Origin of the sequence: Catellatospora sp. IY07-71 (assembly GCF_018326265.1) — a bacterium.
Classification (GTDB): Bacteria; Actinomycetota; Actinomycetes; order Mycobacteriales; family Micromonosporaceae; genus Catellatospora.
Genome location: NZ_AP023360.1, coordinates 2377221 through 2390483 on the forward strand (window position 1 = coordinate 2377221; position 13263 = coordinate 2390483).

At 70.7% G+C, this 13263-nt stretch carries 9 protein-coding genes and 1 tRNA gene; 7 read left to right on the top strand and 3 right to left on the bottom strand.

The window, feature by feature from the left end; translation table 11 throughout:
- Window positions 1-139: 139 nt before the first annotated feature.
- The 3 genes from CS0771_RS10725 (at window position 140) to CS0771_RS39405 (ending at window position 6069) form a co-directional block, all read left to right on the top strand.
- Window positions 140-874, top strand: a complete 735-nt coding sequence (locus CS0771_RS10725) for a hypothetical protein (protein ID WP_244870726.1) — start codon at window positions 140-142, stop codon at window positions 872-874.
- Between the two features lie 131 nt (window positions 875-1005).
- Entirely contained in the window at window positions 1006-1440 is a 435-nt protein-coding gene (locus tag CS0771_RS10730; protein WP_212840841.1) for a hypothetical protein, read from the top strand.
- A 198-nt stretch (window positions 1441-1638) separates the two neighbouring features.
- Window positions 1639-6069 carry a LamG-like jellyroll fold domain-containing protein gene (locus tag CS0771_RS39405; RefSeq protein WP_212840842.1) on the top strand — a complete coding sequence of 1477 codons (4431 nt, stop codon included), beginning with the start codon at window positions 1639-1641 and terminating at the stop codon, window positions 6067-6069.
- Window positions 6070-6269: 200 nt separating this feature from the next.
- On the opposite strand, the gene CS0771_RS10740 is transcribed toward CS0771_RS39405, so the two are convergent.
- Window positions 6270-6344 (bottom strand) — tRNA-Arg (locus CS0771_RS10740).
- Window positions 6345-6638: 294 nt separating this feature from the next.
- Between CS0771_RS10740 and CS0771_RS10745 the strand changes: the two genes are divergently transcribed.
- Window positions 6639-7232 carry an LPXTG cell wall anchor domain-containing protein gene (locus tag CS0771_RS10745; protein ID WP_212840843.1) on the top strand — a complete coding sequence of 198 codons (594 nt, stop codon included), beginning with the start codon at window positions 6639-6641 and terminating at the stop codon, window positions 7230-7232.
- Between the two features lie 65 nt (window positions 7233-7297).
- On the opposite strand, the gene CS0771_RS10750 is transcribed toward CS0771_RS10745, so the two are convergent.
- Both CS0771_RS10750 and CS0771_RS10755 read right to left on the bottom strand, forming a co-directional pair.
- Complete coding sequence (locus tag CS0771_RS10750) at window positions 7298-7939, bottom strand: DUF305 domain-containing protein (protein WP_212840844.1); 642 nt, start codon at window positions 7937-7939, stop codon at window positions 7298-7300.
- Window positions 7940-7949: 10 nt separating this feature from the next.
- Window positions 7950-8750, bottom strand: a complete 801-nt coding sequence (locus CS0771_RS10755) for a DUF3105 domain-containing protein (RefSeq protein WP_212840845.1) — start codon at window positions 8748-8750, stop codon at window positions 7950-7952.
- Between the two features lie 86 nt (window positions 8751-8836).
- On the opposite strand from CS0771_RS10755, the gene argS reads away from it, so the two are divergent.
- Genes argS through CS0771_RS10770 form a run of 3 tightly spaced genes read left to right on the top strand, consistent with a single transcriptional unit; the run spans window position 8837 to window position 13206 of the window.
- Window positions 8837-10480 carry an arginine--tRNA ligase gene (gene argS, locus CS0771_RS10760; protein ID WP_212840846.1) on the top strand — a complete coding sequence of 548 codons (1644 nt, stop codon included), beginning with the start codon at window positions 8837-8839 and terminating at the stop codon, window positions 10478-10480.
- A gap of 6 nt (window positions 10481-10486) precedes the next feature.
- Window positions 10487-11872: a diaminopimelate decarboxylase gene (lysA, locus tag CS0771_RS10765; RefSeq protein WP_212840847.1), complete on the top strand. Its 1386-nt coding sequence runs from the start codon at window positions 10487-10489 to the stop codon at window positions 11870-11872.
- A 47-nt stretch (window positions 11873-11919) separates the two neighbouring features.
- On the top strand, window positions 11920-13206 hold the full coding sequence (locus CS0771_RS10770) for a homoserine dehydrogenase (RefSeq protein ID WP_212840848.1): 1287 nt from the start codon (window positions 11920-11922) through the stop codon (window positions 13204-13206).
- The last annotated feature ends 57 nt before the right edge of the window (window positions 13207-13263 follow it).

Consider the following 13263-nt stretch of genomic DNA (forward strand, 5'->3'; position numbering starts at 1 on the left):
GCACCTTCTTATCGTTTTCCGTATAGGAAGGTGCCCTTCTTAACACCTCGCAGGTCAGGCCGCACCGTCCCAGCCGGACGGTGCGGCCCGACCTGTCCGGTGGCTGTCCACGGTCGCGGGCCGCTGCTAGCTTTCGGGTGTGCGCCTGGGTGTCTACATCGACGCGTTCAACCTCTACTACGGCGGCCGCTCCTTCTTCGGCCGCGGCACGCCCGGCTGGCGCTGGCTCGACGTACGCGCCCTCGCCCGCGCCGCCGTCGCCCGGCGTACCGACTGGCCCGGCGCGAGCATCGAGCGGATCGTGTACTGCACCGCCGTCATCGACCAGGCCACCAACCAGTCCGGCTACGTCGACCAGCAGATCTACCTGAAGGCCCTCGAAGCCCACGGCAGCGTCGACGTCATCGAATACGGCTACTACGTCAACCGGGTGAAGTACGCCCCGCTCGCCGTGCCGGCGGGCCGCTCCCGCAAGCCCAAGCTGGTCCACCCGACCTGGCCCGTCATGATCCAGGACGCCGCGAAGCAGCCCGTCCCCAGAGGGCTGTTCATGGTGTCGTACTCGCACCGCGAGGAGAAGGGCTCCGACGTCAACGTCGCCTCCCACCTGCTCGTCGACGTGCTCAGCGGCGCCGTCGACGCCGCCGTGGTCATCTCCAACGACAGCGACCTGCGGTTCCCGCTCCAGCACGCGCGCACCGTGGTGCCGGTCGGCCTGATCAACCCGTCCCCGGGCTGGCTCGCCGGGGCGCTGGCCGGGCAACCCGACGACGGTGTCGGGCGGCACTGGTGGCACCAGCTGCGGCCGGGGGAGTTCGAGCGGGCCCAGCTCCCCGGCCAGGTCGGGGCTTATGCGAAGCCCACCGGGTGGTGACGGCCGTCATTGACGTGCCTGTCCGGCCGCTGGTAACTTCGAGACATAACTCACCCGGCCTCCCTCGTGGAGCCGGGTTTTTACGTGCGGGGCAGCGGTGCGATCACCCCCTGTGGCACTATCTGCTGCTCATGAGGAACTCGCATCCAAGTCAGTCGCCACGGCTCTACGCGCTGGCCGCCACCGCGCTGGGCGTCGGGCTCGTCGGCCTGGTCTGCGCGGGCAACCTCGACTACCAGCTCCGCGACCTGGCTCCGTTTGTGGTCGGGCTGGCGAGTGTCGCCTTCACGCTGTGCCTGATCCTCCTCGCCGCCGCGGCTTTCGCCTGGGTGCTGCGCGGGCATGCGGTATGGCAGGAGTCCGGCGGCCTGGCCGACGCCGTGGCGCAGGCGAAGGATCTTGCCCGCAAGGATGCCGAGGAGCGGGCCGCCTGGGAGCAATACCAGCGCACCAAGGACGCTCCCGCCCCGGCCGGGACAGCGGCGCCCGCCGTGGAGCCGCTGCGCAGCGCGGCACCGGCTGCTGGTGATGCGGAGCCGAGGGCCGGCGACGTCCGCATGATGTGACGGCGGCGAGCCGCAGTCAAGCTCCTTTCCCGACGCTGCAAGGAGGCAGCGCGGCTGATCCGAGTGGGCTAGCGTGCCGCTCCGAGTCTCTCTCGAGGAGTGGTCATGTCACGGGGTGTGTCGAAAGCGGTCCCGCGTTCAAGAACGCGTCACCGCTGGGTTTCGGTAGCGGCGGCCGGTCTGCTGGCCCTGGGGGTGTTGAGCGTTCCGGCATCGGCGGTGGCCGCGCCGGTCGCGGAGCCGTCGCCGGAGGCGCGTGCGTCGGCCCGGGCGAAGGAACTCGGCAAGCCGGTGACGGTCGCGGAGTCGGTGACGGAGTCGCAGTCGGTCGTGGCGAACCCGGACGGGTCGTTCACCGCGAAGATCCACGGCGGGCCGGCCCGGTTCCGCAACGCGCAGGGCGACTGGGTAGACGTCGATCTGACGCTGTACCGGCGCCCGGACGGGTCGGTTGCGCCCAGGGCGCACCCGCGTGGACTGGTGCTGGCGGGGGCGTCGGGTGCCGGTTCGCATGACCTGGTGCGGTTCGTGACGCGCGGTCATGAGATCGCGGTCGGCTGGCCGGGTGCGCTGCCGGCGCCGTCGCTGTCGGGGACGAAGGCCACGTATGCCGAGGTGCTGCCCGGGGTGGACGTGGTGGTGGAGGCGACCCGGATCGGGTTCGAGTACTTCATGGTGGTGAAGTCGCGGGCGGCGGCCCGGCGGGTGGCGCAGGTGTCGCTGCCGTGGCGGGCCGAGGGCCTGTCGGCGGTGCACACGGGCGAGGGCTCGGTGCAGCTGCGCGACCCGGCGGGCGCGGTCGTGGCGTGGGCACCGGCGGCGACGATGTGGGATGCGCGGGTGTCGCCGGGTTCCGGTGATCCGGTGGTGCAGAAGCCGGTGAAGGTCAGCGTGAAGCGGGCGGCGGAAGGCAGGAGCACCGGCATGCTGAGCGCGGACGTGGCTTCGACCGACGTGATGCAGCTGCTGCCGGACAAGGCGTTCCTCGACGACCCGAAGGCGGTCTACCCGATCACGATCGACCCGGCCGTGACGGAGAAGAGCGAGTTCGACACGTTCACCCAGAACTCCTACACCTCCGACCAGTCGGCCGCGACGCTGCTGAAGCTCGGCTACGTGGTGGACGGCGGCAGCTACTACGCGCGTTCCCACCTGCGCTACGACGGCCTGACCGGGTATGCCAAGGCGAACGTGGTGGCGGCGACGCTCTACCTGTGGAACAACCACTCCTTCTCCTGCCGGGCCAACAACTGGCAGGTGTGGCGCACCGACAACGTGACCTCCTCGGTGCGGTACACGAATCCGCCCGCGCGGCGCAGCCTTAATGGCACCTCGTCGCTGACGAAGGGCTACAACTCCTCCTGCGGTGAGGGCTACGTCGCCAACAACGTCAAGGAGGCGTTCCAGACGGCGTTCAGCAACAGCTGGAGCTCCGTCAGCCTTGAGCTCGCGGCGCAGAGCACCACGAGCCAGGACAGCTGGAAGAAGTTCGACTCGATGGAGGCGGCGCACGACCCGTACGTGGCACTGGACTACAACCGGCCTCCGGCCGCGCCGACGGGGCTGCTGGTCGGCGGCAAGGCCTGCGCGACAGGCGCGGCCCGGCCGACGATCGCCACCATCGGCGGACCGCCGCAGCTGCAGGCGAACGTGTCCGATCCGGACTCGGCAGCCGAGGCCATCAGCCTCGACGCCCGGTTCTACGTCGCGGAGCTGGGCGCACCGCTGCCGGGCACGTCGACGGTGATCAGCCCAAGCGTGACACAGCCCAAGGGCGGCGCGGCGCAGACCGCGACGGCCATGCTGCCGGTGAGCTTCGTGCTGCAGGAGTTCCACACCTATTACTTCCAGGTCAAGGGCTATGACCAGGAGAACGAGGGCGCCTGGTCGGCGATCTGCGAGTTCTACGTCGACAACGGCAACCCCGAGGCGGAACCGCAGGTGGAGGCCCTTGACGTGCTGCCGGGCACCTCGACGAAGGTGTATCCGGAGAACGGCACCGGCGGCGGTCCGGGGGTGTCGAGCAGATTCCGGTTCTCCGCCAACGGCGAGCCCGACATCACCAGATACCGGTACAAGTACACCTACAAGCAGGGCACGGCGACGAACTGGGTCGAGGTGGCCGCGCCGTCGCTGAGCGCGCCGGTCGAGGTCGTGCTCGCGCCGCCGTTCGACGACGGGAGCGGCCCCGACGCCGGGCATCTGGGCCACATCAACATGGGCGGGCAGTGGGTCATCACCGTCGAGATGGCCGACTCGGCCAACCCGCCGCGCTGGTCGCAGAAGCAGAAGGTCTACACCACCAACGTCGCCTCGGCACCCGCCGCGCTCGCCCACTGGAAGATGAACGATCCCGGCACCGCCGCCACGCTGGCCGACGAAACCGGCCGGTTCCCCGTGACGCGGTCCGGCGCGATGAGCAAGCAGGCCAACGGGTTCGGCGACTTCGGCTCCGCCTGGTCGTTCGACGGCTGGAGCGGCCGCGCGTCGACTGCGGGCCCGGTGCTGGTCACCGATCGCTCGTTCAGCGTCTCGGCATGGGTGCGGTTGACCGACGGCGGCACATTCCGCACGGCGGTCGCGCAGTGCGGCTCCGGCACCGTGTGCCAGTTCTACCTGCAGTACGCCCCGGAGCCGATCAACCGGTGGCGGTTCGTGCTGACGTCAGGCGAGTCGGCGGGGCGCTCGTACTACGACGTGTACTCCGACGAACCCGCGCAGCTGGGCGAGTGGACGCACCTTGTCGGCGTCTACGACGCGGAAGCCGGCCAGGTCCGGCTGTACGTCAACGGCACGCGGCAGACGTGGGGCACGGGCGGCGCCACCGGCGCCACCTGGGCGGCCGGTGGCCCGCTGTGGATGGGCGACGCGGGCGCGAGCGGGAACAACATGTTCCCCGGTGACATCGACGAGGTCGCGGTGTGGCAGCGCGCGCTGGACCCGCGCGAGATCGGGGCGCTGGCGGTGGCCGAGGTCGCGTCATGGGACCTGGACACCGTGCTGACGGACGCCGCGGCCAAGCCGATCTCTGCGGGACCCCCGTTCGACCTGCAGGGCACCGTCGACACCGAGCGGCAGGGCAGCGGCAACCCGTTGGCCGACGATCCGCTGTGGTGGACCAGCGGCCACCCGGTGCACGTTGGCGGCGAGGCGGGCGAGGACGGCGGTGCGACCCGCCTGAACTGGTCGGCTGAGGTCCCCAAGACGCTTTCGCTCACCACGGACCGGCCCGTGGTGCGGACCGACGAGTCCTACAGCGTCTCGCTCTGGGTGCGCCCCGAGGAGCTGTGGAACAACTCGGCGATCTCGCAACAGGGTGTCAGCGAGAGCGGGTTCTGGCTCAAGTACGACCCGGCCTCGCACAGGTGGATGATGGCCATCGCGGACGAGGACAACACCGGCACCGGGTACGCCACCGTGACGTCGGACAACCTCGCCGAGGCCGGGAAGTGGACGCACCTGGTCGGCGTCTACGACGCGGCGGCGAACAAGATCCTCCTTTACGTCAACGGGGTGCTGGAGGGGACCGCGCCGGTGACGTTCACGCCGATGCGTGCGACCGGACCGCTCGCGATCGGCAACACGCGCTGGCAGAACCAGCTGATGGACTACTGGGTCGGCGCGGTCGACGAGATCCGGGTCTTCCAGGGCGTGCTGACGCCCGACATGGTCGACCGGCTGGACGGGGTGCTCGTCGGCCACAGCGGCGACGGCAAGGCCGACATCGCCTGGTACGACGCATCGAAGAACGACGGTCAGCTCGACGTGCTCATGACGAACTCGGCGGGCACCGGCCCGTCCGTGCTGCAGCCGTTCGCGTCCGGCTACAGCCCGCCCGACTGGGCCGGCGTGGGTGACTTCAACGGTGACGGCAGGGCCGACATCGCCTGGTATCACGAGTCGACCGGTGCTGTCAGGGTCAGCTTCTCCAACGGCTCGGGCATGGGCTCGTCCGTGGAATGGGTGAGCGGCTTCGGCAGGCCCGACTGGGCCGGCGTGGGTGACTTCAACGGCGACGGCAAGGACGACCTCGCCTGGTACCACACGTGGAAGAACGGCGGCGAGATCGACACGCTCATCACCGGCTCGGACGGGGCCGGCCCGTCTGTGCTGGAGACCTTCGTGCAGGGCTACGGCCCGCCCGACTGGGCCGGTGTGGGTGACTTCAACGGTGACGGCAGGGCCGACATCGCCTGGTACGAGGAGTGGAAGGACCGCACCATCACCCTCAACTTCTCCGACGCCGCGGGCGCCATGGAGTCGTCCGCGGACTGGTCCAGCGGCCACGACAGGCCCGACTGGGCCTCGACCGGCGACTACAACGGCGACGGCAAGGCCGACATCGCCTGGTACCACGCGTCGAGGAACGACGGCGAGATCAAAGTACTGGTGACAGACTCGGCGGGCACGGGGCCGTCCGGGATGCAGCCGTTCGCGTCAGGCTACGGTATGCCCGGCTGGGCCGGGGTGGGTGACTTCAACGGCGACGGCCGGGACGACATCGCCTGGTACGTCGAGTGGCAGAACGGCACCGTCACGGTCGGCTTCGCCGACAGCTCGGGCAGCAGGGGCTCGTCGGTGGCCTGGGTCAGCGGCTGGAACAAGCCCGACTGGGCATCCGTCACATGAGCCGCCGTGACGCGCGTCTCGCCATGTCGGTCGACGGCCTCGGCAGCGACCGCACCGGCTGACCGCCGTCGCCGGCATCAGGGCCGCCCGCCGCACGTGCGGGCGGCCCTGATGCCGGGCCTGTCCACAGGAACAGCCGTCCGGATATACGAAAGCCGCTGATCCGCACTTCGCGGGTCAACGGCTTCTTCGGTGATCTTTGGTGCCCCCGGCAGGATTCGAACCTGCGCCCCCGCCTCCGGAGGGCGGTGCTCTATCCCCTGAGCTACGGGGGCTCAGCGACCGACAAAGAGTATCAGGTCCCTCCGCCGACACCGAACCGGTATACCGTTCGGCCGTTCGGCCGATGGTATGTCGCGGCCCCCCATCAGCTACCGGCCGGTTAATCCGATCCGGCACCCCCCGGCGGAGAGCGAGTATGTGGCGTTCCCTAAACCCATCTCCCCGGAGGAACCATGCGCCAGCGCTGGACTTCCCGCCTAGCGGTTGTTGCGGCCGCCGGCCTTCTCTCCCTCGGCACGGCCACTGCGGCCTGGGCCGGAACGACCATTCCGATCCACGACTCGCACGTGCCGACCAAGGCCACCGGCAAGGAGTGCACCGGGCCGTTCGCCTCGCTGCCGGCGGGCAAGGACGGCTGGCACTTCGTGCTCCCGAACGCGAGCGGCGACGACTTCAACTCGCTGAGCGCGACCTTCAGCAACGGTACGACCGCCGTCGTGACGAGCAAGGACTCGGCCGCGCCGTCGACCGGCACCGGCTGGTCCGGCTACATCGACAACGCGGGCGCTTCGGACAAGCACGTCTACCTGATCACCGACGCGGGCTGGACGCTGACCGCGGCCTCCGCCGATGTCGAGGGCGCGACGGCGGACGCCTACTTCAACCTGAGCCACACCTGCGGGGGCACCCCGACCTCGCCGTCGCCGAGCGCTTCCACCTCGCCGAGCGCCTCCGCGTCGCCGTCGGCCACCCCGCAGCCGTCCGACAGCCCCGACCCGTCGGGCACCCCGGGCACCACGCCGTCGCCGTCGGAGCCGGGCCTGCCGGTGACCGGCACGGCCGTGACCGGCATCGTGCTGGCCGGTCTGGTGCTCGTCGCCGGTGGCGCCGTGACCCTGTTCATGGTGCGCCGTCGCCGGGACCTGCCGACCGAGGCCTGATCCCGGAAGCAGAACTGAGAAAGGGCCCCGCCGGACTTCCGGCGGGGCCCTTTCTCGTCGTTCGTTCAGCGCTTGGCCAGGGTCTCCTGGAGGCGCTGCATGTCGGAGATCTCGGCTGTCTGGCCGGCCTTCATGCCCTTGGCGAGCCAGGTCACGTCCGGGTCGGTGGAGTCCGCGAGCACCGCGTCGACCATGTGCACGCCGCCCAGGTGATGTTTGATCATCATCTCCAGGAAGAGGCGGTCGAACTCCTTGCCGGTGGCCTTCTGCAGCGCTTCCATCTCGGCCTGGGTGGCCATGCCCGGCATCAGGTTGCCGTTGATGAGCGCCTTGTCGCCGTCGGGCATCCAGGCCATCGGCCTGGCGGTGCCGTTGAGATTGAGGCCCCAGTCGCGCAGCCACTGGCTCATGATGCCGATCTGGCCCTGCTGGGTCATCGCGACGTCTTCACCCATAGTGCGGACCTCGTGCGAGTGGCCTTGCTTGGCCGCCAGGATGCCCATCGCCACGGCCTGCGCGTGGTGGGCGGTCATGTCGCGGGCGAAGCCTGCCTCGGCGGAGTCGTCGGCGGGCGATCCGCTGCCGAGGACGCGGGTCAGGCCGGCGCCCAGCGCCAGCCCGACCAGCAGCGTGACGGCCGCCACGAGGGCCAGCCCTCGCTTGCTGACGATCGTGAACCCGCGAGGGCTGTTCCTCGTGTCGGTCATGGTGCTCCCGTCAGCCCTGCATCCCGCCGTTTTGCAGCGCGGCGGCCTGCTGCTCGGTCAGCGGCTTGGTGCCGGTGGCGGTGTTGCCGCCGGAGCACAGCGCGGTCGGGCCCTCGAGGCTCGCGTTCACGCGCAGCGCGCTGATGAAGTCGCCGATACGGGCGTCGTCGGCGTTGTCGACCTTCAGCTGGTAGCCCCAGGCCTGCAGCGAGATCGCCTTGTCCAGGCCCTCGTACGGGCTCATGAACATCTTCTCGACGCCGTTGACCCGGGCCTTCAGCTTCTCCACCTGGTCGGCGGGCAGGTCGGGGCGGTACGTGATCCAGACCGCGCCGTGCTCCAGGGAGTGCATCGCGTGCTCGTTCGGGATGGGCGCGTCGTAGACGTTGCCCGTGCAGGTCTGCCACACGTACGAGTGGTTGCCGCCGACCGGCGGGCTCTGCTCGTACTTCACCTGGTCGTAGGTGTGCTCGCGGCCGAACTCCTGGCTGAAGTGCGTGATGCCGTCGATGCTCTGGGCACGGTCCTCCCAGCCGTAGCCGGCGCCACCGGGGCGGAACGCGGCCCAGGCACCCCAGCCGATGATGCCGACGGCGATCACGCCGACCGCGACGAACATCGCGATGGGGCCCCAGTTGCGGCCCTGGTTGACCTTGATTGGCGTGATCGGCTTCTTGGGTCCGCCGCTCTTGCCGCCCTTGGGCGGGGTCTTACCGCCGCCGGTGTTCGGCTTGGCGCCGGCCGCGGGCTTGCCGCCGACCTTCACAACATTGGGGCGGTGCTGCTCGCCGCCCTGCGTGCTGATGCTCATCGTGGTGTCCGTCACATCGAGGGGTGGGCGCGCCCGCCATGTGGTGGGACGCAGATCGCCAGAGTCTACCCGGTTAGCATGGCCAGGTGACTCCCGCGAATCTCGCCGACGCCGTCCTGACCGCCGCAAAAGCCGTTTTCGCGGCACGAGACTTCGATATCTCGGCCCTGCCGGCCGCGGCGACGGTGGAGCGGCCGCGTAACCCGGAGCACGGTGATTACGCCACCAACCTGGCTCTCCAGGTCGCCAAGAAGGTCGGCGCCAACCCGCGTGACCTGGCCGCCGCCCTGGCTGAGGAACTCAGCAAAGTCTCAGGCATCGCCTCGGTGGAGATCGCCGGGCCGGGCTTCCTGAACATCCGGGTGGACGCCGCCGCCGCCGGCGAGCTGGCCCGCCTGGTGGTCACCCGGGGGAGTGCGTACGGGCACGGCGCCGCCCTGGCCGGCCAGCGGCTGAACCTGGAGTTCGTCTCGGCGAACCCGACGGGCCCGATCCACCTGGGCGGGGTCCGCTGGGCCGCGGTCGGCGACGCGCTCGCGCGGCTGCTCAAGGCGTCCGGCGCCGAGGTCACCACGGAGTACTACTTCAACGACGCCGGCGCGCAGATCGACCGGTTCGCGAACTCGCTGCTGGCCGCCTCGCGCGGGGAGCCGACGCCGGAGGACGGCTACGGCGGCGCGTACATCGCCGAGATCGCCGAGGCGGTCAAGGCCAAGCGCCCGGACGCCGACGACACCGAGACGTTCCGGGTCGAGGGCGTCGAGCTGATGTTCGCGCAGATCAAGTCGTCGCTGGCCGAGTTCGGCACCTCCTTCGACGTGTACTTCAACGAGAAGGACCTGCACGACAAGGGCGAGCTGGATCTGGCCCTGGAGCGGCTGCGCGCGCAGGGCCACCTCTACGAGGCCGACGGCGCGACCTGGCTGCGCACCACCGACTTCGGCGACGACAAGGACCGGGTGCTGCGCAAGAGCGACGGCGCGTGGACCTACTTCGCCGCCGACTGCGCCTACTACCTCGACAAACGCGAGCGGGGCGCGGACCGGGTCATCCTGATGCTGGGCGCCGACCACCACGGCTACGTGGGCCGGATGAAGGCCATGTCGGCCTGCTTCGGCGACGACCCGGACGTCAACCTGGAGATCCTCATCGGCCAGCTGGTGAACCTGGTCCGCGACGGGCAGCCGGTGCGCATGAGCAAGCGCGCGGGCACCGTGGTGACGATGGAGGACCTGGTCGAGGCGATCGGCGTGGACGCCTCCCGGTATGCGCTGGCCCGCTACAGCATCGACTCGCCCATCGACATCGACGTCGAGCTGTGGACCAGGGCGAGCAACGAGAACCCGGTCTACTACGTGCAGTACGTCGCGGCGCGCACCGCGGGCGTGGGGCGGCAGACCGCCGAGGCCGGGCTGACCCGCGACACGCTGCCGTTCGACCCGGCGCTGCTGGCCCACCCGAAGGAGCTGGACCTGCTCAAGGCGCTCGCCGACTACCCGGGTGTGGTCGAGACCGCCGCCGAGCTGCGCGAGCCGCACCGGGTGGCGCGCTACCTGGAGTCGCTGGCCGGGGCGTACCACCGCTTCTACGACAACTGCCGGGTGCTCCCCATGGGGGACGCACCGGTCGAGCCCGTCAACGTCGCCCGGCTCTGGCTCAACGACGCCACCCGCACCGTCATCGCCAACGGCCTCGGCCTGCTCGGCGTGACCGCCCCCGAACGGATGTGACCTCTCTTGCGCGCACATGAAGCAGGAGCCCTGCACGGTGAGATCGGCCGGACGGGACCGGCCTGGCTGCGTACCCCCGCCGACGTCAACGAGCTGATGGCCCCGCTGTGGCCGCGGACCGCCACCAAGGACGAGGCCGGTCTGCTGCACGTCGGCGGCCTGGACGTGGCGAGCCTGGCGCAGGAGTTCGGCACCCCGGCGTACGTGCTGGACGAGGAGGATTTCCGGGCCCGCTGCCGCGACTTCAAGCAGGCGTTCGAGGGCGCGCACGTGTACTACGCGGGCAAGGCGTTCCTGTGCCGCGCGGTGGTGCGCATCCTGGTCGACGAACAGATGCACCTCGACGTGTGCAGCGGCGGCGAGCTGGCCACCGCGCTGGCCGCGGGCATGGACCCGGCGCGGATCGCGCTGCACGGCAACAACAAGTCGGTACGCGAGCTGACCCGCGCCGTCGACGCGGGCGTGGGCCGCATCGTGGTCGACTCGTTCGACGAGATCGAGCGGCTGTCGGCGGTGGCGCGCGAGCGCGGGGTCCGGCCGCGCGTCATGATCCGGGTGACGGTCGGCGTCGAGGCGCACACGCACGAGTTCATCGCGACCGCGCACGAGGACCAGAAGTTCGGCTTCTCGCTGGCCGGGGGCACCGCGTTCGAGGCGGCCCGGCGCATCCTCGCCGAGGACGTGCTGGAGCTGCGCGGCCTGCACTCGCACATCGGCTCGCAGATCTTCGACACCTCGGGCTTCGAGGTCAGCGCCCGCCGCGTGCTGACGCTGCACGACCGCATCCGCACCGAGCTGGGCGCCGAGCTGCCCGAGCTGGACCTGGGCGGCGGCTTCGGCATCGCGTACACCAGCCAGGACACCCCGTCGCCGGTCGGTGACCTGGCCGAGCGGATGTTCAAGATCGTCGAGGACGAGTGCCGGGGCCTGGGCATCGCCCAGCCGCACCTGTCCGTCGAGCCCGGCCGCGCCATCGTCGGCCCGTCCACCTTCACGCTGTACGAGGTCGGCACGGTCAAGCCGCTGGACGGCCTGCGCACGTACGTGAGCGTGGACGGCGGCATGAGCGACAACATCCGCACCGCGCTGTACGACGCGTCGTACTCGGCGACACTGGCGTCGCGTGCGTCACAGGCCGAGCCGATCCTTGCCCGCGTGGTGGGAAAACATTGTGAAGCCGGGGACGTGGTGGTGAAGGATGAATTCCTGCCTGCCGACGTCCGGCCCGGAGATCTTATCGCGGTGCCCGGCACCGGCGCCTACTGCCGGAGCATGGCCAGCAACTACAACCACGTGCCCCGGCCGCCGGTGGTGGCCGTGCGCGACGGGCAGGCACGGGTGATCGTGCGCAGGGAGACCGAAGACGATCTCCTCGCGTTGGACGTCGGGTAGGGCACGCGCACGCGGGGCCCTGACAGGTGAGCGTTACGGGAGACGAAGTGGCTGACTCGGTCAAGGTGGCGCTGCTCGGATGCGGCGCCGTCGGCTCGGAGGTCGTCCGGTTGCTGCACGAGCAGGCCGACGACCTCACGGCGCGCATCGGCGCGCCCGTCGAGCTGGTCGGCATCGCCGTCCGGCGCGCCGGACGCGACCGCGGCGACCTGCCGGTCGATCCCGAGCTGTTCACCACGGACGCGCTCGGCCTGGTCAAGCGCGACGACGTGGACGTGGTCATCGAGGTGGTGGGCGGGATCGAACCCGCCCGCACCTGGCTCGTCGAGGCGCTGCGCTCCGGCAAGAGCGTGATCACCGGCAACAAGGCGCTGCTCGCCGAGGACGGCGGCAGCCTGCACGACGCGGCCGCCGAGGGCGGCGCCGACCTGTACTACGAGGCGTCCGTCGCCGGGGCCATCCCGCTGCTGCGCCCGCTGCGCGAGTCGCTGCACGGCGACCGCATCACCCAGGTCACCGGCATCGTCAACGGCACCACCAACTTCATCCTGTCCGCGATGGACGCCACCGGCGCCGGGTTCTCCGAGGCGCTGGAGGAGGCGACCGCGCTCGGCTACGCCGAGGCCGACCCGACCGCCGACGTGGAGGGCTTCGACGCCGCAGCCAAGGCCGCGATCCTGGCCAGCCTCGCCTTCCACACCCGGGTGCGCGCCGAGGACGTCTACCGCGAGGGCATCACCGAGGTCAGCGCGGCCGACGTGGCCAGCGCCAAGGCCATGGGCTGCACCATCAAGCTGCTGTGCATCGCCGGGCGCACCGCCGACGGCGGTGTCAGCGTGCGCGTGCACCCCGCGATGATCCCGCGGACCCACCCGCTGGCGGGCGTCGGCGAGGCGTTCAACGCCGTCTTCGTCGAGGCCGAGGCCGCCGGGCAGCTCATGTTCTACGGCCGCGGCGCGGGCGGCGCCCCCACCGCGAGCGCCGTGCTCGGCGACCTGGTCGCGGTCGGCCGCAACCGCCTGGCGGGGGTCCGCGCCGCCAGCGAGTCCGCGTACGCCGACCTCACCGTGCACCCGATGGGCGAGGTGCGCACCCGCTACCACGTCTCGCTCGACGTCGCCGACCGCGCGGGCGTGCTGGCCGCCGTGGCTGGCGTCTTCGCCCGGCACGACGTGTCCATCGCCACGGTCAACCAGTCCGGCCGCGGCGACGAGGCGATCCTCGTCATCGTCACCCACTCGGCCCCCGACGCGGCGCTCGCGGCCACGGTCGCCGAGTTGCGCACGCTCGACTTCGTCCGGGACGTGGCGAGCGTCCTGCGCGTGGAGTTCTGACCGAACGGCCGGGGCCGGTCGGCGGATGGGCCGGTCCGTCTCGGCCGCTCGCGCTGT

Coding starts and splice junctions, on each gene's coding strand:
- CS0771_RS10730 (WP_212840841.1), top strand. CDS start 1,006: ATGAGGAACTCGCATCCAAGTCAGTCGCCACGGCTCTACGCGCTGGCC.
- CS0771_RS10750 (WP_212840844.1), bottom strand. CDS start 7,939: ATGACCGACACGAGGAACAGCCCTCGCGGGTTCACGATCGTCAGCAAG.
- CS0771_RS10755 (WP_212840845.1), bottom strand. CDS start 8,750: ATGAGCATCAGCACGCAGGGCGGCGAGCAGCACCGCCCCAATGTTGTG.